Annotated in this window: 18 protein-coding genes and 1 riboswitch; of the genes, 10 read left to right on the top strand and 8 right to left on the bottom strand. The window is 58.9% G+C overall.

Annotated elements, in window-relative coordinates; all coding sequences use genetic code 11:
* The first annotated feature begins 36 nt into the window (after positions 1-36).
* On the top strand, positions 37-1,494 hold the full coding sequence (hisS, locus tag LC531_RS03525) for a histidine--tRNA ligase (protein ID WP_223648943.1): 1,458 nt from the start codon (positions 37-39) through the stop codon (positions 1,492-1,494).
* A gap of 28 nt (positions 1,495-1,522) precedes the next feature.
* Here the strand turns inward: hisS and LC531_RS03520 are convergent, their stop codons facing one another.
* Positions 1,523-2,323 (bottom strand): class I SAM-dependent methyltransferase, encoded by an 801-nt coding sequence (locus LC531_RS03520; RefSeq protein WP_223648942.1) that lies wholly within the window; start codon positions 2,321-2,323, stop codon positions 1,523-1,525.
* Positions 2,324-2,883: 560 nt separating this feature from the next.
* Here LC531_RS03520 and LC531_RS03515 point away from each other — a divergent pair.
* The 4 genes from LC531_RS03515 to LC531_RS03500 all read left to right on the top strand — a co-directional run bounded on the left by LC531_RS03515 (position 2,884) and on the right by LC531_RS03500 (position 7,885).
* Positions 2,884-4,212: a gluconate:H+ symporter gene (locus LC531_RS03515; RefSeq protein WP_223648941.1), complete on the top strand. Its 1,329-nt coding sequence runs from the start codon at positions 2,884-2,886 to the stop codon at positions 4,210-4,212.
* Between the two features lie 188 nt (positions 4,213-4,400).
* On the top strand, positions 4,401-5,288 hold the full coding sequence (locus LC531_RS03510) for a 3-keto-disaccharide hydrolase (protein ID WP_223648940.1): 888 nt from the start codon (positions 4,401-4,403) through the stop codon (positions 5,286-5,288).
* A gap of 309 nt (positions 5,289-5,597) precedes the next feature.
* A complete protein-coding gene (locus LC531_RS03505) occupies positions 5,598-7,106 on the top strand; it encodes a TolB family protein (RefSeq protein ID WP_223648939.1) in 1,509 nt (502 codons plus the stop codon).
* A 275-nt stretch (positions 7,107-7,381) separates the two neighbouring features.
* Positions 7,382-7,885 carry a hypothetical protein gene (locus LC531_RS03500; RefSeq protein ID WP_223648938.1) on the top strand — a complete coding sequence of 168 codons (504 nt, stop codon included), beginning with the start codon at positions 7,382-7,384 and terminating at the stop codon, positions 7,883-7,885.
* A 136-nt stretch (positions 7,886-8,021) separates the two neighbouring features.
* On the opposite strand, the gene LC531_RS03495 is transcribed toward LC531_RS03500, so the two are convergent.
* From LC531_RS03495 to LC531_RS03485, 3 genes are all read right to left on the bottom strand, one after another.
* Entirely contained in the window at positions 8,022-8,288 is a 267-nt protein-coding gene (locus LC531_RS03495; RefSeq protein ID WP_223648937.1) for a hypothetical protein, read from the bottom strand.
* 197 nt (positions 8,289-8,485) lie between these two features.
* Positions 8,486-9,583 carry a YeiH family protein gene (locus LC531_RS03490; RefSeq protein WP_223648936.1) on the bottom strand — a complete coding sequence of 366 codons (1,098 nt, stop codon included), beginning with the start codon at positions 9,581-9,583 and terminating at the stop codon, positions 8,486-8,488.
* Positions 9,584-9,753: 170 nt separating this feature from the next.
* Positions 9,754-10,671: a LysR substrate-binding domain-containing protein gene (locus tag LC531_RS03485; protein ID WP_223648935.1), complete on the bottom strand. Its 918-nt coding sequence runs from the start codon at positions 10,669-10,671 to the stop codon at positions 9,754-9,756.
* A gap of 141 nt (positions 10,672-10,812) precedes the next feature.
* Positions 10,813-10,886, top strand: a riboswitch (Fluoride riboswitch).
* A 126-nt stretch (positions 10,887-11,012) separates the two neighbouring features.
* Between LC531_RS03485 and LC531_RS03480 the strand changes: the two genes are divergently transcribed.
* Positions 11,013-12,227, top strand: a complete 1,215-nt coding sequence (locus LC531_RS03480; protein WP_223648934.1) for a chloride channel protein — start codon at positions 11,013-11,015, stop codon at positions 12,225-12,227.
* 1,013 nt (positions 12,228-13,240) lie between these two features.
* Here the strand turns inward: LC531_RS03480 and LC531_RS03475 are convergent.
* Both LC531_RS03475 and katG read right to left on the bottom strand, forming a co-directional pair.
* A complete protein-coding gene (locus tag LC531_RS03475) occupies positions 13,241-14,143 on the bottom strand; it encodes an NAD-dependent epimerase/dehydratase family protein (RefSeq protein ID WP_223648933.1) in 903 nt (300 codons plus the stop codon).
* A 424-nt stretch (positions 14,144-14,567) separates the two neighbouring features.
* On the bottom strand, positions 14,568-16,862 hold the full coding sequence (katG, locus tag LC531_RS03470; RefSeq protein ID WP_223648932.1) for a catalase/peroxidase HPI: 2,295 nt from the start codon (positions 16,860-16,862) through the stop codon (positions 14,568-14,570).
* Positions 16,863-17,796: 934 nt separating this feature from the next.
* Here katG and LC531_RS03465 point away from each other — a divergent pair.
* Entirely contained in the window at positions 17,797-18,165 is a 369-nt protein-coding gene (locus LC531_RS03465) for a hypothetical protein (protein WP_223648931.1), read from the top strand.
* Positions 18,166-18,318: 153 nt separating this feature from the next.
* Here LC531_RS03465 and LC531_RS03460 read toward each other — a convergent pair whose 3' ends face one another.
* Positions 18,319-19,629, bottom strand: a complete 1,311-nt coding sequence (locus LC531_RS03460) for a site-specific integrase (protein ID WP_223648930.1) — start codon at positions 19,627-19,629, stop codon at positions 18,319-18,321.
* Positions 19,630-19,633: 4 nt separating this feature from the next.
* Entirely contained in the window at positions 19,634-20,377 is a 744-nt protein-coding gene (locus LC531_RS03455) for an XRE family transcriptional regulator (RefSeq protein WP_223648929.1), read from the bottom strand.
* Between the two features lie 105 nt (positions 20,378-20,482).
* Here LC531_RS03455 and LC531_RS03450 point away from each other — a divergent pair, with 105 nt between their 5' ends.
* From LC531_RS03450 to LC531_RS03440, 3 genes are all read left to right on the top strand, one after another.
* Positions 20,483-20,695 carry a hypothetical protein gene (locus LC531_RS03450; RefSeq protein ID WP_223648928.1) on the top strand — a complete coding sequence of 71 codons (213 nt, stop codon included), beginning with the start codon at positions 20,483-20,485 and terminating at the stop codon, positions 20,693-20,695.
* 3 nt (positions 20,696-20,698) lie between these two features.
* Entirely contained in the window at positions 20,699-21,016 is a 318-nt protein-coding gene (locus LC531_RS22970) for an excisionase family DNA-binding protein (RefSeq protein ID WP_418886490.1), read from the top strand.
* A gap of 94 nt (positions 21,017-21,110) precedes the next feature.
* Positions 21,111-22,649 carry a DNA primase family protein gene (locus LC531_RS03440; RefSeq protein WP_223648927.1) on the top strand — a complete coding sequence of 513 codons (1,539 nt, stop codon included), beginning with the start codon at positions 21,111-21,113 and terminating at the stop codon, positions 22,647-22,649.
* Positions 22,650-22,729 lie beyond the last annotated feature (80 nt).

Genomic DNA, 22,729 nt, shown 5'->3' with positions numbered 1-22,729 from the left:
TCAGTGCTCCCCGCAAAACCTACCTTTGCGGCCGACATGGAAAAACCCAGCATTCCGCAAGGCACCCGCGATTTTGGACCGGCCCAGGTGGCCCGCCGCCAGTATATTTTCAGCGTCATCCGGCGCACGTTCGAGCTGTTTGGCTACGCCCCGCTCGAAACCCCGACCCTGGAAAACCTCTCGGTGCTCACCGGCAAGTACGGCGACGAAGGCGACCAGCTACTTTTTAAAGTGCTGAACTCGGGCAATTTCCTGGTGAAGGAGCGGCGCGGCGAAATCACGCCCCTCGTAACGGCCGCCGACCTCGAAGCCGGCCCCAAAGCCGTGCTGCCCAAGATTGCCGAAAAGGGCCTGCGCTACGACCTCACCGTACCCTTTGCCCGCTACGTGGCCATGAACCGGGGCACGCTCACCTTCCCCTTCCGCCGCTACCAGATGCAGCCCGTGTGGCGCGCCGACCGCCCCCAGCGCGGCCGCTACCGCGAGTTCTGGCAGTGCGACGCCGACGTGGTGGGCACGGATTCGCTGCTTTGCGAGGCGGAGATAGTGCTGATGATGAGCCGGGTTTTTGAGGAATTGGGACTCGATGATTTTACCATAAAAATCAATCACCGGGGCGTGCTACGGGGTCTTCATCAAACAATAGGTGAAGGACAAGAAAGTGACCTACTCGTAGCAATTGATAAGCTTGATAAGATTGGACGTGACGGAGTAACAAACGAACTCCTTATTAAAGGATATTCGGAACATGCTACTGAGGTGTTATTCACACTATTATCGATTGAAGGGAATTACGAGAACAAATTGAAATGGCTGCGAATGCACTTCGTTAACGAGGGATTGCAATCAGTAGGATTTGAGCCCGGTGCAGCAATGGATGACCCGGAATCTTTCGTTCTTTCGGGTTCTGGTTACGAAGGGTTGAGAGCCCTGAATGAAGTGCGCGACCTATTGCAAGCCAGCGGCTTCACGCAGTGGGACCGCCTCGAATTTGACCCTACCCTGGCTCGCGGGCTGAGCTACTACACGGGCTGCATTTTCGAGGTAAAAATTAATAACGTGGCGATGGGCAGCGTGAGTGGCGGCGGGCGCTACGATAACCTGACAGGCGCGTTCGGGCTGCCCGGCGTGTCGGGGGTAGGGTTTTCGTTCGGGGTCGATAGAATCTACGACTGCCTCGAAAGCCTCAATCTCTTTACCGACACCGGCGAAACGCCCACGCGGGTGCTGCTCACGCACTTCGACCAGGCCAGTGGCCGGGCGGCCCTACCCCTGCTGGCCGAGCTGAGGGCGGCCGGCATCCCGGCCGAGCTGTATCCCGACGCTGGCAAGGTGCAAAAACAGTTCAAATACGCCGATGCCAAGGGCATTCCGCTGGTGCTCATCCTGGGCCCCGAGGAACTGGCGGCCGGCATAGCCAAGATTAAAATTCTGAAAACCGGCGAAGAGAAAGCGCTGGCGCTGAGTGAGGTAGTAGCGGCGCTCACGGCGTAGAGCCAGTAAAGAAGTAGGGTGCAACTCCTTAAGGCCGGGGCTTTTGGGCCACCAGGCGCACCAGGCGCAGGGTTTGCTTGGTGAAATCGGCCGGGGCCACGGGCTCCTTGTAGCGCACGATAGTCAGGCCCGCGTCGCCGTAGAGCTTTTTCAGCTCATCGTGGTTGAAGAATACCCGGTAGTCGCCGTTAACTACGTGCAGCTGCTGGGCGGCATCCATGTGAAAGGCTTCGAGCACCACCAGGCCGCCGGGCTTCAGGGCCCGCTGCACCCGCGCGGCGTAGTCGCGGCCCCCGGCGTAGCTCAGCACGATGAGGTCCCACTTGTTCTGGCCCCAGTCGTAGGTGGCCATGTCGTGCACCTCGGTGGTGAGAGGCACGCTCAGCTGCTGGGCGCGGGCCTGGGCAAAGGCCAGGGCTTTTTCGGCGATGTCCACGCCCGTGACGCGCCAGCCCAGCTGGGCCAGGTAGAGGGCATTGCGGCCCTCGCCCATGTCGGCATCAAGGGCTGCGCCGGGCGGCAGGCCGCGCACGGTTTCGACCAGCAGCCCGTTGGGCGCGTTGTTGAAGAGGCGGGTGCGGGTAGTCGAGTCGGTGAGCAGGTAGTTCCAGCGCTGCCGGGCTTGCGCGGTCAGGGCCTGCTGGTAGGCTACTTTTTCGGCCGGCGTGGCCCCCGGCCGCAGCACCGGGTCGGGGCCCAGGCCGGGCACGGGGGGTAGGCCCCGCTTCTCGGCCGGGGCGGGCTGCTGGGCCTGGGCCGGCCGGGCGGCCAGCAGGCAAAAGGCCAGCGCGCAAGCGCTGGCGGCGGCTAAAAACGGCGTAGTTTTCATAGAAAAGAAAGAGAGGAAAAAAAGGTGGGCAAAGCGTTTGCAGGCGTGGGGCGGCATGCGCGGGCGAGCGAAGGCACGCCGCCAGAGCCTACCATAAGCACTTGGTATACTGACTAACTAGCTAAGCTATGTGAAGACGTGGGCCACCGGCTTTTTAGTCCGCGAAGGCCGCCGGGGCGCGCACGAAGGGCGCAGCGGCCCACAGTTTCTGCAATTCCAAATTGATTTATCAGCTCCGAAAACCCCACCTCCGCAGCTGGTTAGCCGCTATCCGTAATCCACTACCCCCCTACTTCATTACCACCGCCATCAGCCCTACTTTTCCGTGGGCTAAAAGTAGCGTAAAAGCCGGCGTTTATCAAATTATTTTTTCTGGTAGTCAAGTACTTGCGCCGCCGTGGGGCCCAGGTCCTGCCCGCGCGGGTGCCGATGCTTGCCCCGTTCTCCGCGCCGGGCGGCCCCGGCCGGCCGGGGTATTCGGGATGCCGGACTACTTTTAACCCCGGCCTTTCGGCGGCATCCGGGCGAGGCACCCCGCCGGCCCGAGCTCCTACCCCTCCATGACCCTGCTCACTATTCTGCTGGCCGTGCTGGCGCTCATTGTCCTCATCAGCTGGGGTAAGGTGAATGCCTTTCTGGCCTTTTTGCTGGTGACGCTGCCCACGGGGCTGGCGCTGGGCCTACCCCCCGCCCGGCTGCTGGCCGCCGTGCAGCAGGGCCTCGGCGATACGCTGGCTTCGGTGGTGCTGGTGGTGGTGCTGGGGGCCATGCTGGGCAAGCTAGTGGCCGACAGCGGCGCGGCCCGGCAGATTGCGGGCGTGATGGTGAGCACCTTCGGGCCGGCCAATGTGCAGTGGACGATGCTGGGCGCGGGCTTTATTATCGGCATTCCGTTGTTTTATAACGTGGGCTTTTTGCTGATGATGCCGCTCATTTTTTCGGTGGTGTATCAGTACCGGCTGCCGCCGCTGTACGTGGGCTTGCCCATGCTGGCGGCGCTGTCGGTGCTGCACGGCTTCCTACCCCCCCACCCGGCCCCGACGGCGCTGGTGGCGCAGTTTCACGCCAACCTGGGCCTCACGTTCGTGTATGGACTGGTGGTGGCGGTGCCGGCCGTGGTGCTGGCCGGGCCGCTGTATGCGCGCACGCTCCAGGGCATTGTGTCGCGGCCCCGGCCGGGGCTGGTGGCCGAGCCCGAGGCGGCCGGGCCGCTGCCGGGGCGGCTCAATAGTTTTTTATCGTCGCTGCTGCCGGTGCTGGTACTGGCGGTAGTGCTGGCGACCAAGGCGCTGGTGCCGACCGGCGGGGCGCTGGGCGCGGGCCTCACCCTGCTCGCCGACCCTGGGGTGGTGATGCTGGTGTCGGTGGTGGTGGCGACGTTTAGCCTGGGCAAGGCACAGGGGCGGGCGGTGCCGGCCATTATGAGCACATTTGGCGCGGCCGTGGCCGACATTGCGCCCATTCTGCTCATTATCGGCGGGGCGGGCGCGCTGAAGGAAGTGCTGGTGGCCAGCGGCGTGAGCCAGGAGCTGGCCGCCAGCCTGCGCGGCACGGGGCTGCCGCCGCTGGTGCTGGGCTGGCTCATCGCGGGCTTTATTCGGGTGTGCCTGGGCTCGGCCACGGTGGCGGGCCTCACGGCGGCCGGCGTGATGCTGCCGCTGCTGGCGCATTCGCCCGTCAATCCCAACCTGCTGGTGCTGGCCATCGGGGCGGGCAGCCTACTGTTTTCGCACGTGAACGATGGCGGGTTCTGGCTCTTTAAGGAGTATTTCGGCCTGTCGGTGAAAGACACCTTTCGCTCGTGGTCGATGATGGAAACCATCGTGTCGGTGGTGGGCCTGCTGGGCGTGCTGGCCCTGGATTGGGTGCTGCCGCTACTGGGAATATGAATGTGACGACTTCACAAAAGAACGTCATGCTTATCTGGCGTCCGCTTGTCGAAGCATCTCGCTAGGGATAGTAAAATCAATCATACAACGATGCGAGCGCGATGCTTCGACAAGCGGACGCCAGATAAGCATGACGTTCTTTTATTAAAAAAACCGCCCTACCCCCTCTTTTTCCACACTTTCTCACCATGCCAAAATTGTCCCTACTGCTGCTCGGCACCGCGCTGCTTTGTGGTGCCGCCATGCCCCCTACCCCCCCACCCGCGCCCGGCGGCTGGACGCGCCTGCTCGACCAAAACCTGAGCCAGTGGCGCACCTACCAAAGCCACCGCCACGTGCCCGGCGACAAGGGCCTGCCGCCCACCAACGCCCAGGGCCAGCCCCTACCCCCCATCGGCTACGATAAGAATGAGGCCAACGTATTCTCGGTGAGCAGGCAAAATGGCGAGCCGGTGCTACGCATCAGCGGCGAGATTTACGGCTGCCTCGTGACGCGCCAGGACTACGCCAACTACGACCTGAAGCTGCGGGTGCGCTGGGGCCAGCAGAAGTGGCCGCCCCGCCTCCAGGAGCCCCGCGACAGCGGCATCCTCTACGACAGCCAGGGCGAGCCGGGCGTGGACTACTGGCACAGCTGGATGCTGAGCCAGGAGTTTCAAGTATCAGAATACCAGAAAGGTAACTCGATGGGCGACTACTGGTGCATCGCCAACTCAGCGGCCGATATCCGGGCCCGGCCCGTGCAGGATACCCTGCACTACGACCCGACCGCGCCCGTCGTGGCAATGGGCAACGGCGGCCGCAACTTCTGCTACGCGCTGCCTACCCCCCCGCTGCCCGCCAACGAGTGGACTGAGCTGGAGCTACTCAACGTGAACGGCCAGAGCGTGCACCTCGTGAATGGTCGCGTGGTGCTGGCCGTCAACCACTCCAGCTTCGTGACTAAGGGCCAGCGCCAGCCCCTCACCCACGGCAAGATTCAGCTGCAAAGCGAGGCCGCCGAGGTGTTTTACAAAGACATTATGCTGAAGCCTTTGGCGGCAATACCGGCACAATACACCCGGTATTTTAAGTAGGAAGCGCCACCACGATAGGCCCGTATCAGCCGGCGCAGCGTTCGCCAGTCTGCCTTTGGCATTATGGGACGATAAATTTTGACTGTCAAGGTATTACTAAACCAGCAAACGTTGGTACTGACCGGGCCAAATGCGGTTAAATCTGCTAGCATACCCGTAGTGTCACTTACCTTGCCATTGGCAGTTACCGCGTTCTTTCTGACAAGCTGGGGCTACTCGCGCCGGCGGGGTGGGGTAGTGAATTCGCGGCTAAAAAAAGTCTTTCTCCTCTCCCTTTAACGTCTTCTTTCTCTCCATTTTTGAATTCCCATGCAGCAAAAATTTCCCTTCGCATTCCTGCTTCTTTTAGCCTTGCTGCTGGGCCGGGCCAGCGGCGCGCAGCAGCTCGGCGTGTTCGATGGCAGCCAGGATATTGGCACTAACGTGAAGCCCGGCGCGGCGGCCTACCTGCCCGCCACCCAGCAGTACGTGGTGACTGGCGCGGGCTACAACGTGTGGCTCGACCACGATGAGCTGCACTACGCCTACAAAAAAGTAACCGGCGATTTCATCCTCTATACTAGGGCCAGCTTCGTGGGCTGCAAGGGGGTAGAGGAGCACCGCAAGCTGGGCTGGATGGTGCGCCAGAGCCTGACCGGCACCTCGCCCCACGTGAGCGCCGAGGTGCACGGCGACGGCCTCACCTCGCTGCAATACCGCCCCACCAGCGGGGCCGCCACGGAGGAGGTGCGGGCCAAAATGACCCACGCCGACATTGTGCAGCTCGAGCGCGTGGGCGACGTGTACACCATGCGGGTGGCGCAGTACGGCCAGCCGTTTGAGGTGGTGCAGAAAACGGTGGCCGGCCTCGGCGATGCCGTGTACGTGGGCCTGTTTGTGTGCTCGCACAACGCGGAGGTGCGCGAAACGGCCGTGTTTCAGGATGTGCGCCTGAGTGCGCCCGCCCCCGCCGGCCTGGTGCCCTACCGCCAGTACCTGGGCAGCCGCCTGGAAGTACTGGATGTGGCCAGCGGCAGCCGCGAGGTCATCTACTCGGCCCCCAATTCGCTGCAAGCCCCCAACTGGCAGCGCAATGGCAAAACCCTGGTCTACAATAGCGACGGCCTGATGTACAGCTTCGACCTGACCACCCGCACGCCTACCCTGCTACCTACCGGCAATGTCAAAAACAACAACAATGACCACGTGCTGTCCTTCGATGGGCGGCAGCTGGGGCTGAGCAGCGCGGTGGATAAGCTCGGCGGCTCCATTGTGTACACGGTACCCGCCGCGGGCGGTACGCCCCGCCAGATTACCCCCAAAGGCCCGTCGTACCTGCATGGCTGGTCGCCCGATGCGCGCCACCTGGTTTTTACCGGGCAGCGGAATAATGAGTTCGACATTTACCGGGTGCCGGCCACCGGCGGCAAGGAAGTGCGCCTGACCACCGCCTCCGGCCTCGACGACGGCCCCGAGTATACCCCCGACGGCCAGTTCATCTACTTCAATTCGAACCGCACCGGTACCATGCAAATCTGGCGGATGCGCGCCGACGGCAGCCAGCAGGAGGCCGTGACCCACGGCGAGTTTCAGGACTGGTTTCCGCACATCTCACCCGATGGCAAATTCTTAGTATTCATATCGTTTCTGAAGGAAGAAGTGCCCGCCGACGACCACCCATTCTATAAACACGTCTACATTCGGCGGCTACCCATCGGGGGCGGCGAGCCGCAGGTTATCGCCTACATCTACGGCGGGCAGGGCACCCTGAACACGCCCTCGTGGTCGCCCGACGGCCAGAAAATCGCCTTCATCAGCAATACCGCCGCCCCGTACTAGGAAAATCAAGTAGAAATGATAAATTGAAAATGCTGATTGAAAGATTTTTAATTTATCATTTCCACTTGACTTCTCAGGGCCAGGCTTTGCAGGAAAGATGCCCCTTTTTACCCCAATGACGGCCCCTACCCCCCTTGCCAACTACAACCAGCAGCTTGCCACCGCCCGTACCCCGTGCCGCTGGCCAAGTAGCCCACTGCGCACCCTTTAAGCAGGCGCGGGCGTAGTAATACCCATTTGGGTAGCCCGGCTCACCGGGTGTTCTTTGTTTTCTTATGAAAAAACTTGTTTTAGTCGGCTTGGCCGCCGCCACGCTGGCCTCGTGCCGTGAGGCCAATACCGGCGTGCAGGGCCGCCCTACCGCCGCGAGCCCTACCCCTGATAAATCCTTGCGCCTCGACACGGCTTTCGTAAAGCTGGGGCCCGGCCTGCGTACCTACCCCCATACCTATACTGGCAGCCTGCTGGTGGGCGAAGGCAAGCAAGTAGCCGTGCCGCTTGAAATCGACTGGACGACCGTGCAGCAAGCGGGCTGCGCTCAGGTGGCCAGCGTGCGGGTATACCAGCTCAACGCCGCCGACCGCCGCACCAAAGTATCGGCCAGGGCCATGCGCGACGCCGTGTGCCGGCCAGGCCAGCAGCCCGACGGCAGCGTCGGCTCCTACACCGGCACGGCCTACCTCAAGCTCACGGCCGAGGCGCGCGACGTACACCGCACCACCGCCACCACCTTCACCCTAAACGGCCTGGGCTACCACGATACACTGACCGGCCAGTAAATCTTATATCGATAACGAAGTAGGGTGCGGGGCTTGCCCCCCGCCCACCGTTGAACAATTCGTACGATTGTGTTCAACGGCGGGCAGGGGCAAGCCCCGCACCCTACTTTATGAATTCAGCGCAGCAGCTAACAGCTTAATTCAAGTATACGCGGTGCGTCATCTCAAAGCGGTGCGGCGCGAAGGCATTATAATATGGGGCCGGGCCGTCGAAAGTGAGCACGTGCACTAGCGGAATACCTTCGAGGCGGCTTTCGACGACGCGCACGGGGTAAACTTCACCCGCTATGGGCCAGTCGCCGCCGTGGTTGGCGGGGCGGTTGTCGGCGTCTACGCAGCGCGCGTAATCGAGATAGGGGGCCGCCGTAGTGGCTTCGGCCAAGGTGTAGCTCGCAACTTCCATAAGGCAGGGAGAAGGAAAATGTGGTGCGAAGGAGAAGGACCGACAGGCGCTACCGAAGCCAGCGCCCGCCCGAATGTAGCCCTTAACGTACCCGCGGGCCGGGAAGTTTACTACCCCTACCCCCGCCCCCCAAGGATATCTCACGCGCAGCATAACGTGGTGACAATTAATGACTGACAATTACTAATTGAAAAAAGCTACCCCACGTGCAGAATGACGTAGAGCGAGGCCGTCGAAATCACGACCCACAGCAGCAAACCCAGCATGTAGGGCCTGGCACCCACCGCTTTAACGACCCTGGCCGACAGCCCCGCGCCGATAAAAAACAGCGTCACCGTGAGGCCGATTTTAGCCGCGCTCACCAGCACCGGCCCCGCAGGCCGGATGGCCGGCACGAAGGTATTGGCCAGCATGGCCAGCACGAAGCCCAGGATGAAGTAGGGAATCTTGATTTTTACGCCCTTCTGCTTGAAAACCAGGGCCGTGCCAATGGCCACCGGGATAATCCAGAGGGCCCGCGCCAGCTTCACGGTAGTAGCTACTTCGAGGGCCTGGTTGCCGTAGGCGGCCGCCGCGCCCACCACCGACGAGGTATCGTGGATGGCAATGGCGCACCACAGCCCAAACTGCTGCTGGCTCATGCGCAAGGCGTGGCCGATGGGCGGAAAGGCGAACAGCGCAATAGCATTCAGCACGAATACCGTGCCCAGGGCCACCGACATTTCCTCGTCTTTGGCCCGCAGCACCGGCCCCACCGCCGCAATGGCCGAGCCCCCGCAAATGGCAGTGCCGCACGAAATCAGGTGCACCACGTGGCGGCCCAGCCCCAGCCACCGCCCCGCGAAATACCCCAGCACCAGCGTGCCGAAGATGGAAACCACCGTGAACGCCAGCCCCTCCTTGCCCACCTGCACGGCGGCGTGCGCATTCATGCCAAAGCCCAGCCCGATAACCGAGAACTGCAACAGCTGGTGGGTGAAGTTTTTGGTATGAGTCGTGAACGGGTTACCCATCGTTTGGGCCAGCGCCAGGCCCAGTGCCAGCGCGATGGGCGGCGAGGCCCACGGCGTGAGACAGTATAGCAGCAGCAGCGCAAATACCACCTGTCGCCCAGTAAACTCCCGCCCCCAAACCGTGCGCGGCGCGTAGAAATGCCGCCAGAAACCCGTCGGGTTTTCGGGCGCATCGAGTGCGGCCGCGGCGCGGTCCATCTGGGCCGCCGAGGCCATGAGCATGGGCGCGGCGGTGGTAGCGGGCGCGGTATTGGGTGGGGTAAGAGGGGTAGGGCGAGGCATAGTGAGGGACTTATTTGCTGCTGCAAATTTACGGCCTTGCCTACGCAACTGTTTATTTAAAATTGTTATTCGAAATAACCAAAAGTTATCTGAGTTGATGCAACAACTACTAGCGCGTGCGAACAACAGGCCAAAAAGAACGGTTATGCAGACCGTTCTTACTCAGCGCATTACCCTTCTACCAACCCCTTTGCCCTCTCCTGCACGAAGCTCAGGAACCGTTGCGCCGGGCGCGCCAGTGGCTGCCCCTGCACCCACACCGCCTCAAACTGCCGGGGTAGGGCCAGGCCCACAATGGGCACCACTTCGAGCAGGCCGGCCGCCAGCTCGCGCCTCAGGGCCTGGCGCGACACGAAACCCAGCGCCGCGGGCGCGGCTTCGAGGTAGCCCTTGATGGCCTCCGTGCTGCTGAGATAGCAAGCCACGCGCAGCTCGCTGAGCTTGATTTTGCGCTCGCGCAGGGCAAATTCCAGTACTTCGAGCGTGCCCGAGCCGCGCTCGCGCAGCACCAGCGGGTGGGCCAGGGCGTCGGCCAGCGGCAGGGGGGTAGGGGGCGGGCCGGCGGGCGTGGCCCGGCGCACGGCCACCAGCTCGTCGGGCAGCAGCAGTTCGTAGTGCAGGTCGCGCGAGTGCGAACGGCCTTCCACAAAGCCCAGGTCCAGCTCGCCGCGCGGCAGGGCTTCGGCAATGCGCTCGGAGTTAACGTTGAGCAGGCTCAGCTGCACGCGGGGGTAGCGGGCCTGGAAGGCGGGCAGCCAGGCCGGCAGCACGTACTGGCTGAGGGTGGTGCTGGCCCCCAGGCGCAGGCGGCCAGCGGCCTCGTCGGGGTCGCGCAGGCCGTGCAGCTGCTCGTCCAGGGCCTGAGCCGAGGCGGCAACTGCTTCGGCGTGGCCCAGCAGCAGGCGGCCGGCCTCGGTGAGCAGCACCTTGCTGCCGCTGCGCGCCAGCAGCCGCTGGCCGTACTGCGCCTCCAGCTCGCGGATGTGCTTGGTTACGGCCGGCTGGCTGATGAATAACTCGTGCCCGGCTTTGGTAAAGCTCAGGTGCCGGGCCACGGCGGCAAAGACGCGCAAACGGAAATCGGACATAAGCGCGAAGGTCGGGGAATTAGGCTGTAGAGATGCGACCCTTCGCATCTCTCGCGTCAGGGTCGTTTACGTGCGTCAGGGTCGTTCACACGCCAAGAGACGCGAAGGGTCGCATCTCTACAGCCCGGTTCGTACCTTTGCCCCGCCTACGGTGATGGATTTCCACCGCGAACCGCCGACGCCCCGCGCGCCGCGCTGATGATTCCTACGCAACGGTCGGCCACTGGGGCCGCGCCGCGTAGCTCCATCTAACGTTCGTACTCGTGGCCCCCCCTACCCTTTACTCTCGCCTCGTACCCGCCCGCTTGCTGGCTTTTGCTTTCACTCCTACTGTTTGGTTTATGGGACGCTGGCTGCTACTGGCGGCGCTGGTGGGCGGGCTGGCCGGCACGGCCTCGGCGGGCTTTTTAGTGAGCTTGGAGTGGGTGACGGCTTGGCGCGGGGCGCACCCTTGGGCGCTGGCACTGCTGCCGGCGGGCGGCCTGGTGGTGGGCCTGGCCTACCACTACTTCGGCAACCGGGTAGTGAAGGGTAATAATTTAATCCTGGACGAAATTCACGCCCCGAGCGAGGTAATTCCGCTGCGGCTGGTGCCGCTGGTGCTGGGCGGCACGCTGCTCACGCACGTGTTTGGCGGCTCGGCGGGGCGCGAGGGCACGGCCGTGCAAATGGGCGCGGCCCTGGCCGACCAGCTCGCGCGCTGGCTGCCCCGGCGCGAGCGGTCGCTATTGCTCATCGCGGGTATGAGCGCAGGCTTTGCCTCGGTGTTTGGCACGCCGCTGGCCGGGGCGGTATTTGGGCTCGAAGTCTTTTTGATTGGCCAGGTGCGCTACGAGGCCATCTGGCCTAGCCTACTGGCCGCCGTAGTGGCCGATGCCGTGACGCGGGCCTGGGGCGTGGGCCACACCGCCTACCCCCAGCTGGCGGCCGTACCGCTCACGGCGGCGGGGCTGGGCGCGACGCTGCTGGCGGGCGCGCTGTTTGGGCTGGCGGCGCGGGCGTTTGCCACGCTCACGCACGCCATTTCCAAAGTATTTGCGAAGCTGATTGCCTACCCCCCCCTGCGGCCGGTGGTGGGCGGCGCGCTGGTAGCGCTGGCCATGTGGGGCCTGGGCACCATGCGCTACGCCGGCCTGGGCGTACCGGTCATCGTGGAAGCGTTTCAGCACCAGGTGGGCACGCAGGATTTCGCCCTCAAGCTGCTGCTGACGACCCTCACGCTAGGGGCGAGCTTCAAGGGCGGCGAGGTAACGCCGCTGTTTTTTATCGGGGCCACGCTGGGCTCGGCGCTGGCGGGTGTGCTGCCGCTGCCGGTGGCACTGCTGGCGGGTATGGGCTTCGTGGGCGTGTTTGCGGGCGCGGCCAATACGCCGCTGGCCTGCATTTTTATGGGCCTGGAGCTATTTGGCGGGCACGCGGGCATCTACCTGGGGCTGGCCTGCGTGGTAGCGTATTTATTTTCGGGCCACCACGGCATTTACGCCTCGCAGAAGATTGGCCAGGCTAAGCACCCGCTGCTGGGCCGGGCGGCGGGTAAGCGCCTGGGCGAGTTGTGAGGGCAAAAGCCGCGTGCCGCGGTACCTGCCAACTGGCCACGGGCTACCGCTAAAAATAAAAACCGCCTTCGCGCTGGCGCAAAGGCGGGCTGGGGCGGGCTCATTCGGAGCCGCTCACGGTGGGAAACCTTCCTAATGCGGGCCGCCTACCGGTGGGGCGCACTATTCAGGCTGTCAAAATGTCATGCGTCAGTGCTTTCAGCTAGCTGCACGAGGTAGTACTTAAAAACGCTTTCGCTTACTGAAAATCACTACGTACATGATGGCCAGAAAGGGCCCCAAGGAGATGGCGCTAAGTAAGCGCAAGTGCCAGTAATGTGCGGTGCTCAGGTGCCAGTGCTCCGCGATGGCTTTAATGAGATGTTGCATACCTAAATGTACACACTATCAGCGACTTTTGCAAGCAAATAAAAGCTTCATTACCAAGCCAAAAGCGGGGCGCACGGGCTAATGCACTAGCTCAATTAAATAAAATAGTGTGTGGTCACTCACCACTAGTCCTAACCACAATAAAAACAAATTTTTCACCCGTCCGTGCGGCTTAAAGCGGCCTAGTAAAAACCGGCAGTTCGCCCAAATAAATTCTGAAAATAATCGAGTACAAATTGGTGCGGCGAGCGATAACCCTATGCTGAATGGTAACGGTCGAGGTTAAAGAAGACTTAGAAGTAACAGGCGAATTTCAGCCGAGCCACTTTGAGCGAGGTAAAAGCTTCAAGCGTGAGCTACATCCGTTTGGCGAGACCCAGCGGCTACCTGGCGCACGCATTCGGCTTAAAAGCGGGCGTACATTCCTGCGGGTCAGCAGCGGAGAGCCGGGTAGCACTTTTTAGACACGGGTAAAAGCAGACAAGCATTGCCGCTGTCTGTTTTCACTGAACTACCTCAGGTATGCCACTGGCTCTGCTTATCGCCTTATTGACCGGTCAGGTTTTTGGCTAAGGCTACGGAAAAGACGCCCTCGATGCTATTTCGTTGACCCAGAGCACTGTGGAAGGCTACGCACCACGTTTTTACTGCTGCTGCGACTTGGCCTCGCGCCAGCTAAACGCGGGCTCGTAACCCAGTACAGTGCGCGCCTTCTCAATTGAGAGCAGCGTTTCGTGCTCCGTCAGTTGTTTCTTCACCGGCACGGTGGGGAAGCAGGTGGCCATCAAATCGGCAGATGGAGTCGTCATCACCGTATCGGCATTCGCGATGATAAAGGCGTGCATGCCAGTAGCTTGCCACTCAATAGCTTTGCGGATAGCCTGGGCGCCGTCGCTCGCATCAATGTAGGCCCACATATTCCATTTACGCTCCTCCGGGTTGTCATTGTAGGCCGGAAATTTGGCGTAGTCGGTAGGCTCCATCACGTTCGAGAAACGAAGCCCAACGAGCTTCATATCAGGCGTCTGGTAGCAAAATTGGCGGGCCATGTCTTCCATAAGCACTTTGGCCAGGGCGTAGGCACTCTTGGCCCGTAAGGGGTAGTCCTCGTCTACGGGCGCGTAGGGAGCGGCCTCGTCAAAGGGCTCCCCGAGCGTGGTTTCGCTGGAGGCCCAGATAACCTGGTGAATACCTAGCCGCCGCGCTGCCTCAAAGACATTGTAAGTGCCCATGATATTGTTCTGGAACAAGTGGGCGTCGGGATATTGCCGCGGAGCCGGGAAGGCAGCTAAGTGTACAATAGCGGCGAAAGCTTGCGGAGCTACTCCCGCGTAGATTTCCTGGCCTACTGAGGAAAGCGCATCCAGCGTTTGGCCAAAATCGGCTAAGTCGGCAATAATGCACGGCACGCCTTTTACGGGTACCGTATCGACCACGAATACATCGTAGTGGTGGGCTAGCAGGTCGGCTACGCAGGCCTTGCCCAGTTTACCTGCCCCGCCCGTGACCAAAATGCGCGGACGCGCCGGCTGTGATTGCTTACTCATAATTCTGACTGCGGCCAGCAGCTACGTACTGGCCGGCACGCGCCGACCATCCGGCCCCAAAGGCATACGCAAAAAGTGGTGGGACGACGGATTCCCGTTACAACGAGGCGAATAATCAAGCTATGTCTCGGTTAATTTTGACTGCCCATTATTGGGGCACCCGAGTAGTCTTCTCACCGCAGTTGGGGGTAGGGTCTCCGTTTGCGCGTCGGCTTTTGACCTACTTAGGTCGAGACCCGACGCGCAATCTAAACGTGCCGGGAAGCGGATATTTAGTATGCGGATGGTCAGCTACCCCATGCCCAAAACTCGCGCCTGCCACGCCAAGACAAAGGGCCCAGCCCGTTACAGAACGGCTTACCGGGATGCGTGTGCACTCGCCCGCGCCGACCAGCTACCGGGCCACGGCTCGGCTATATCAGCCTCAGACTTTCACGTCGTAACGGTCGAGCATCATCACCTTGTCCCACACCTGCACAAAGGCTTTCACGAAGCGCTTGTGGCCATCGCTGCCGGCGTACACTTCCGCCACCGCGCGTAGCTGGCTGTTGGAGCCAAACACGAGGTCAGACCGGGTCGCCACGAAGCGCCTTTCCCCCGTTGCGCGGTTGTCGAGCGAGAAGGTCATGCCCTTCGCATCCGCCTTCTTCCAATCAAAGTCCGGGCTGGTCAGCACGGTGAAGAAGTCGTTGGTGAGCACGCCCACGCGGTCGGTGAAGATACCGTAGGGCGAGCCGTCGTGGTTGGCGTTCATGGCCCGCAGGCCACCCGTCAGCGCTACCCACTCGGGCGCGGTGAGCGAGAGCAGCTGCGCCTTATCAAGGAATAGCTCCTCCGGCGAAACGTGCTGGGTAATTTCCCCAAACCCTTTGTCGAGGTAGTTGCGGAAACCGTCGGCCACGGGCTTCAGCCACGTAAACATCTCAATGTCAGTGAGGTCCTGCGTGGTGTCGCGGCGGCCCGGCGTGAAGGGCACCTCGGTGGCAACGCCCGCATCGGCGGCCGCTTTTTCGAGCGCCGCACAGCCGCCCAGTACGATAAGGTCGGCGAGCGACACCTTTTTGCCCCCCGCCGGCTGGCCGTTGAACTCGTCCATCACCCTGCGCAGGGCCGCCATTACCGGCACCGTGCGGCGGTTCACCGCCCAGTCTTTTTGCGGGGCTAGCGCGAGCCGGCCGCCGTTGGCGCCGCCGCGCTTGTCGCTGCTGCGGTGCGTGACCGCCGCCGAAAAGGCGGTGTACACCAGGTCGGAGGGGGAAATACCCAACGCCAAAATTGACTTCTTCAGCGCCGCGGTATCCGCCGCGTCGATTGGGGCGTAATCGGCCAGCGGAATGGGGTCCTGCCAGAGCAGGTCGTTTTCATTCACCTTCTCGGCGCCGAGGTAGCGCTCGCGCGGGCCCATGTCGCGGTGGGTCAGCTTGTACCAAGCCTTGGAGAAGGCCTGGGTAAAGGCATCGAAATCGTGGAGGAATTTCTCGCACACCGCACGGTACTCGGGGTCCACTTTAAGGGCGATGTCGGTCGTCATCATCATCAGGGCGTTCATCTGGCCAGGGATGTGCGCATCGGGCGTCTTGGGCGCGCTCTTATCAACCGGGGTCCACTGCAGCGAGCCGGCCGGGCTCTTGGTCTGCTCCCATTCAAACTTGAACAGGTTGATGAGGTAGTCGTTGTCCCACTGGGTGGGGTTGGGCGTCCAGCTGCCCTCGATGCCGTTGGTCATCGTGTTTTCGGCGTTACCCTTGCCCTTGGGGTTGTGCCAGCCCAGGCCCATTTCCTCCATCGGCGCAATCTCGGGCTGTGCCCCAATTTGGGCCGCTGGCACCATGCCGTGGCTCTTGCCAAAGGCGTGGCCACCGGCAATCAGGGCCACGGTTTCCTCGTTGTTCATGGCCATGCGGGAGAACGAAACGCGGATATCGCGCGCCGCGCCCATCGGGTCGCCCTTGCCGTAGGGGCCTTCGGGGTTCACGTAAATAAGGGCCTGGTGCGTGGCCCCGAGCGGGTTTTCGAGGTCGTAATCAGCATCACCGTTCTGGCCGCGCCAGCGCTTGTCGCGGGTTACCATTTCGTCGGGCGTGTGTTTCTTGTGGCCGTCCCATACCTCGGGGCCCCAGTAGGTGCTGTCGTCGGCCTCCCAGGCATCGTGGCGGCCGCCGGCGAAGCCGTAGGTGGGGAAGCCCATAATTTCGAGCGCGCAGTTGCCGGTCAGCACAATAAGGTCGGCCCAGGATAAAGAACTGCCGTATTTCTGCTTGATGGGCCAGATGAGCCGGCGCGACTTGTCGGTGTTGCCGTTGTCCCACCAGCTGTTAATGGGCGCGAAGCGCTGTAGCGCCTCCCCAGCGCCCCCGCGGCCGTCGGCAATGCGGTAGGTACCAGCCGAGTGCCAGGCCATCCGAATCATCTGCGGGCCGTAGTTATTATAGTCCGACGGCCACCAGTCAACCGAAGAAGTCAGGAAGCCTTTGATTTCCTGCTTCAGCGCCTCCAGGTCGATGGCGTTGAACGCCTCGGCATAGTTGAAGTCCTCCCCGAGCGGATTGGCGCCCGCGGCATTGTGGTGCAAAAGCTCTACTCGCAGCCGGTTGGGGTACCAGTCGGAGAGGGTAGGCGACGACCCTTCCGCACCGCCAATTCGGTCGCCGCCAAAGGGGCATTTGCCGGCCATTTCAAATGTTTTGGTGTCGGTCTTGTCGTGGCTTATGTTGTTCATGTATGGTTTCCTCTAAAATGGATATTGTTACCTAAACACAGGTTCTGTTATAACTGTTGTGCTTACCCTTTACCAACTGGTTTTCTGCTTTTTTAATGCAGGAAAGGCAAGAGTTAAGAACCCCGCAAAATCGGCATTGCGCCTACCCGATGGCCGCCACAAGGCTGTGAGTTCTTGGGCTGTAATAGCCACCACTCACAATGAAGGGCTAGCTTAGAAAGCTGATTACGAGCCGGATAGGGGTCTTAAACGGCCATGACCCTTAAGACCAGCTTAAGCCGAGCTTAAATTCTGGTTAAATCACTGCCAGCCGGCTTTTCTGCGAGTTGTTACGCAGGCACCCTCCCTACCCCCATCCTACCGCTGAAGAGCCTGAGGTAGCCCAGCAAAAATGAATACTGATTTAGCTTGCACATGAGCGCATCAGGTGTGCTGATACTATATTCTGCCCACAGGGTAATTATCCCTCCTCAGGTACCGCTCGCGAAAAAGCAGAATGTGCTAAATAGCCGTATCCCTAATTGCACCCTAATAAAACAAAAAACCCATTCCTAAGCTAGAAACGGGGTTTTTCGTGGGCCCACTTGGGGGCGATGTTCTGCCGGTATACGCTGGAGCGTACTGCTAATTCTCTTGTAGAGAAGCCATAGGCTATTTGACCAGTAAAAAAGCCGGCACGTTTCGGCACCGACTTGCTTCAAAACCGGGGGCAAGTTTTGGCTTTGCCCCCGGTCTGCCCCCGGTAAGGGCGCGGTGGCCGCCGCGCCCTTACCGGGGGCAGACACAAATAGCAGCAAGCGCAATGAGGATATAATGTCGCTTTGGTGATTCGTGGCCTATGCCGTGGGCAGTTTGGTAGCATAGATGCTCCTCGGGCGGCTATCGGGGCAGGCATGAGTGAGATAGTCTAGTTATCAGCACTTATGTTTGACTTATGATAACATTCCCACAACTCATTGCAGCCTCTTTTCATCTAGTCGACAATCCCGCGAAGGAACGAGCCGACGAGGCGGTTTTTGAAGGTACTGAGCGCCGCATTGCAGGGTTTGAAAGTGGCGCAGACATTCAGCTATACAGGCACGATGCGCTCGATGGCACAAAGGATTACTATGCCATGCCGCTCTATATGCTATATAATCCTGAGCGCGACTCTTGCTTATTAGCGACAACGCCGGTTCCTTTCAGAGATAAGCATTTTTTAACCGAAACTGCAGAAGCTTACACCGCAGAGCAAGCCTTCCAGAAAGTCGCTGCGTTCTTCAGTGGAGCCAATAAGAAGGTTATTCCGACTGAGGTTTTTTAAGAAAGAGTGAACCCCTCGACTAATAAGGTCGGGGGCTTTTGCTTGCCGAGGCATTTTCACCGCTACGGCTGGTGTTACCACTATTGACTCTCATTGCCATTAACTTGGGATTATTGTAGTAGAGGTCATCACCCGCATCGTAATTGGTTTGGGCTACGTCGCCGTGGCTGAATGCACAGGCCAGGGGCCCAGCGCCACCTCCCAGGCTTCGAGCAGCCGCGGGCCATACCGCTCCAGCGTATCGTAGCCGTAGACACTGGCTGACACGTGGCCTAGGGCAATCTCTTTCAGTGTTTGGTCACCTTCGCTGCCCAGCACCAATAGCGCCGCGCCTGTGTGACGGGCGGTGTGAGTAGTGATGACCTGCCAGAGCGGCTGCACCTGCTCGGTGCGCGTCTTACCAGAGAAGCCGACCTCTACGAACTCCCGGTTCAGCCCCACGGCCTGGCCCAACAGCTTCAGCCGGCGGTTGCGCTCCTGCTGGGTGGGCAGGTGCAGCTGCCCCTCGCAACGCTGCCAAATAGCCGCGGCCGTGGGCGGCAACGGAATTAGCACCGGCTCACCCGTTTTCTGCTGGTAAAGCTCGACGCACAGCGTAGGGCCATAGGTGGGTAGGTCATGCGCGCCCACGTGGTGCGGCTTGAGGGCGCGCAAGTCCACGTCGCGCAGCAAGAGCAGCAGTTGCAGCAGAAAAGCGTCGCGCTCCTGTGCTAGGTCAGCCGGCAGTTCAGCCGTGAGCAGCGCCCGCACCTCGGCCTGGCGCAGCGTGGGCGAGCGGCCGTAGCGCGCCGTAAACTTGCCCAGCCAACGCGGCTGCGGCAGTTCAGCTAGGCGATAGCATTCTCGCAGAAACTTGTAGTGCCGCTGTACGGTGGAATCGCGCTTGCTCTGGGTGTATAACCAAGCCACGTACTGAGCTAGTCGTTCTTTCGTGAGGCTAGCCAGCCGTAGGGTAGGGTCGAACTCGCCTAGCCCGGTCACGACCTGCTTGGCGGCTCGCAAGTAGCTCTCGCTTAGAGTCTGTTCATTCTCGGCACGCCAACGCTTCTCGAACTCGGCCCAGGTGGCGGTGGGCGGCACGGGACCGCCGGCAGCCGTGGTGGGGTCAGGTGCTGTGGGCGCGGGCAGCTTGACCCGGCGCTGCGTACCGGCACCCACAGCCAGCACAGCTGCTTCCAATTCAGCCTGCGTCACATCGGCCTCGGGCTTGCCCGCGCCCTCGGCGGCAGTAAAGACACCCTGCACGGCGGCTAGCAATCGGGTGAGGCGCAAGTTGAGTTGGATAGAATTATCGGCCCCCGTATGGATGCGTTTGGTCTTGGTGGGCTGCCAGTGAGCGGGTAGCACCTTGACACCCGTGGGCATTTTCCAGCGGTGGCCGCCGGCCCAATGTAGGTCACCGAATACTACCGCCCGGCCCTGCTTATCGGGGCGGTCAAGCCGCTGCCGAAAAATGAATTCCATATTTTCATTCCTCAATTGGCATATGCACGCCTTGGCCAAGCTTATATATCAAGCAGATACCCGACGCTACCCTCTGTTTTAAATCATCAATCCCAAATTCCATTCTATCACTACAATCATCTGATTTCAAAGTAATTACGCTACCAGATGTGGAAATAACTCGTCGAATAAAAGGTTCTCTATCTTCTAGAATAAACAAATGCACTCCTCTCGTAAATCTTATTTCATCATCAGAAACAAAATCAACTGGGGTCATAAAGTAACGAGAACCATGAGGGTAGCTTGGACGCATACTGTTACCTTTTATTTCAATAACAAATCCATTAAAGTAGTCTACACCTGGCAACTTTAACACCGGTACATCAATAAGTTTATTAGGTAATATAAAAAGCGGCTCCGATGAAACATCACGCTTTTGTGCTAATGTGCTCAAATAATCGTAAGATTCTATCGGAAACATTGACATACTTCCGTAAACATCTTTATAAGTACTTTCTATATATCTCGCCCCTTGACTACCTTCCCAAATATCGCTTAAATCATATTCAAGAATTAATGAAAGTTTGGCTTCAGTTTCGGCAGACGGTAATGTGTCGCCTAGTTCGAACTGTGATATAGCCGCTCTAGATATACCCACTTTACTGGCAAGTTCGCCTTGAGTCCAGCTTAGCTGGCGTCTGAGACGATATATTTCCTCTCCTATGGCAGTTTTCGACCTCACATTTAAAATTTTATCATTGAAAATCAAACGCTTATAAAGTCGGCAAGAATAACACTTGCTTTTACTTTATACAAACTTGCACCACTTTACAATGCTTTACTATCTTTGACATGTCAAGCAAAGATAAGTACTATGAAAGTGAACACTGCAAATATCCGACATATTGTACCGCACGGTGGCATGACTCTTATTGCACAAAAACTCGGCATAACACGCCAAGCTGTTAGTCAAGCCCTTAAAGCTGCAAAGCCTAGCAATCCAATTGTTCAGGAAGCAATCAAAATGGCGCAAGAGTCTGGTGCTGTAGACACTGCGAGAATTTTAGCATCTATCAGGGCTGTCTGAACTATGGTACGCTTTGACTTAGCCACTGGTACAATAATTTTTGAAGACCCAGCGATGACAGCGCGCATCCTCGAAAATGAGCAACGAGTTAGGTTATCTGCTGAAGCAGAACAACTTGCACTCTCTGCTATCTATCGCTTACACGGTAAAGCTGACCCTTCAAGGCTATACGGCGGGCTACTAACACTACGCCTTGCTTGCTCAGAACGTACTGCTTATCAACTACTTCGCGATGGGCACATCCACTTTACGTGCGTAGGTGCCAAGAATTACAGAATAACAGAGGCCGCTGTACGCCGGTATCTAGGCGACGCCGCATAGTTACACATTTATTTTCAGGGTTTTACACTTTGCTGGTAAATCCAGCTCGGTACTTTATTGCCTTTTAATTCCAAAATACTTCTCACACTATATAATGCACATACACGTCATGCTTAACGGAATACCACGTCCTGAATACGCTATCAATCACATACATCATCAAAATTTAGCTTCTAACTCAGGACAAACCAACTCTCTGCTGTCCCTACCCGCACTATTTGCAGAAGTTGACCGCTTATCTGATAAACCTGCCGCAGTGCCGCACGATGAGGTTTTGAGGAACCTGTTGGAGCAAGTGCAAGCAGTTGACTTTCGTGTGTTAGCCAAACTTGATGATGAGAAGGACAAGATACAGACTCAACACTACGTTGTTCTGGTAATTCAGGAGATGTTGACGCTTGCTCAAAGAAACAATTGGGGCTTGTGCAGACGCCAGGGCTTTCTATACAGCTATAATGGAGCGTACTGGCAGCATCTTGAGCAAGCGAGCCTGCGCACGTTTTTGAAAGAAGTTGCGGAGCGCTTGGGGGTTTCTGTTCTGAATGCCAGGTATTATGGCTTCGGCGAACATCTCTACAAGCAGTTTCTGGATACCGCAACAGTACCTACGCCTTCGCGCAGGAGTCGTTCAACGGTGCTAATTAACTTGCTTAATGGTACTTATGAAATTAGTGATAAGAAACAGTCACTACGACCATTTGCGGCTGCTGACTTTCTTACGCACCAACTATCCTTTGCTTATTCTCCCGAAGCTACAGCTCCGCGATGGAAATCATTTCTCGATAGAGTAGTTCCTGACATATCTAGTCAGCAGGTATTGGCTGAGTATCTAGGCTACCTATTCGTAGGCTCGTCCAAGCTGAAGTTGGAAAAAGTACTGCTGCTACACGGTGGCGGAGCTAATGGCAAATCGGTATTTTTTGAGGTCGTAACAGCCTTATTAGGAGAGGAAAACGTTAGTCATTACTCCCTTAACTCACTTAGTAAAGAACCAGCTTATCGCGCAAGTTTAGCTACTAAACTCGTGAATTATGCCAGTGAGTTGAGTCGTGGATTGGAAGCTGACACCTTTAAACAGTTGGTCTCAGGAGAACCTATAGAAGCTAGGCTACTTTATGGTCAACCGTTTATACTACATGATTACGCGAAGCTCATCTTTAACACGAATGAGCTACCCAAGGAAATCGAGCACACGCATGCTTTTTTTCGGCGCTTTCTAATAATACCGTTCAGTGTGACAATTCCTGAAGCTGAGCAGGATAAAACACTGGCTACCAAAATCATCAAGGAAGAGTTGGCTGGTGTGTTCGTATGGATACTGGAAGGCCTGCGCCGGCTGCTAGCACAGCAGGGGTTTACTGATTGTGAAGCAGCTCGCCAAGAGCTGGACCTGTACAAACTACAGTCTGACACAGTCCGCTTGTTTTTAGAGGAACGCGAGTATGTGGCCAGCCCTGATCTATCCAAACCAACGCAAGACGTTTACCAAGATTATCGACAGTTCTGCCTTGATTATGGCCACCGCTACCCCGTAGCTCGCGGCAAATTTGTGAATCGCTTACACGAGGCGGCCGGCATAGTGGAGAGCCGACGTAATAGTGGCAAAGTACTATTCCTAGCTCGGACTATCTGAAAAACCAATCTTTTTGGGCCAGCACCTTTAGCACTTCTGACACTTTTGGATGGTGGCTGCCAAGCTTGTTTCAGTGTCGA

The organism is Hymenobacter psoromatis (assembly GCF_020012125.1).
Taxonomy (GTDB): Bacteria; Bacteroidota; Bacteroidia; order Cytophagales; family Hymenobacteraceae; genus Hymenobacter; species Hymenobacter psoromatis.
Note: the sequence above shows the minus strand (reverse complement) of the source record. Positions and strands in the feature narration are given on the sequence as shown.

Excerpts from the sequence above, each read along its gene's own strand:
- hisS (WP_223648943.1), top strand. The coding sequence starts at position 37 with ATGGAAAAACCCAGCATTCCGCAAGGCACCCGCGATTTTGGACCGGCC.
- LC531_RS03520 (WP_223648942.1), bottom strand. The coding sequence starts at position 2,323 with ATGAAAACTACGCCGTTTTTAGCCGCCGCCAGCGCTTGCGCGCTGGCC.
- LC531_RS03515 (WP_223648941.1), top strand. The coding sequence starts at position 2,884 with ATGACCCTGCTCACTATTCTGCTGGCCGTGCTGGCGCTCATTGTCCTC.
- LC531_RS03510 (WP_223648940.1), top strand. The coding sequence starts at position 4,401 with ATGCCAAAATTGTCCCTACTGCTGCTCGGCACCGCGCTGCTTTGTGGT.
- LC531_RS03505 (WP_223648939.1), top strand. The coding sequence starts at position 5,598 with ATGCAGCAAAAATTTCCCTTCGCATTCCTGCTTCTTTTAGCCTTGCTG.
- LC531_RS03500 (WP_223648938.1), top strand. The coding sequence starts at position 7,382 with ATGAAAAAACTTGTTTTAGTCGGCTTGGCCGCCGCCACGCTGGCCTCG.
- LC531_RS03495 (WP_223648937.1), bottom strand. The coding sequence starts at position 8,288 with ATGGAAGTTGCGAGCTACACCTTGGCCGAAGCCACTACGGCGGCCCCC.
- LC531_RS03490 (WP_223648936.1), bottom strand. The coding sequence starts at position 9,583 with ATGCCTCGCCCTACCCCTCTTACCCCACCCAATACCGCGCCCGCTACC.
- LC531_RS03485 (WP_223648935.1), bottom strand. The coding sequence starts at position 10,671 with ATGTCCGATTTCCGTTTGCGCGTCTTTGCCGCCGTGGCCCGGCACCTG.
- LC531_RS03480 (WP_223648934.1), top strand. The coding sequence starts at position 11,013 with ATGGGACGCTGGCTGCTACTGGCGGCGCTGGTGGGCGGGCTGGCCGGC.
- LC531_RS03475 (WP_223648933.1), bottom strand. The coding sequence starts at position 14,143 with ATGAGTAAGCAATCACAGCCGGCGCGTCCGCGCATTTTGGTCACGGGC.
- katG (WP_223648932.1), bottom strand. The coding sequence starts at position 16,862 with ATGAACAACATAAGCCACGACAAGACCGACACCAAAACATTTGAAATG.
- LC531_RS03465 (WP_223648931.1), top strand. The coding sequence starts at position 17,797 with ATGATAACATTCCCACAACTCATTGCAGCCTCTTTTCATCTAGTCGAC.
- LC531_RS03460 (WP_223648930.1), bottom strand. The coding sequence starts at position 19,629 with ATGGAATTCATTTTTCGGCAGCGGCTTGACCGCCCCGATAAGCAGGGC.
- LC531_RS03450 (WP_223648928.1), top strand. The coding sequence starts at position 20,483 with ATGAAAGTGAACACTGCAAATATCCGACATATTGTACCGCACGGTGGC.
- LC531_RS22970 (WP_418886490.1), top strand. The coding sequence starts at position 20,699 with ATGGTACGCTTTGACTTAGCCACTGGTACAATAATTTTTGAAGACCCA.
- LC531_RS03440 (WP_223648927.1), top strand. The coding sequence starts at position 21,111 with ATGCACATACACGTCATGCTTAACGGAATACCACGTCCTGAATACGCT.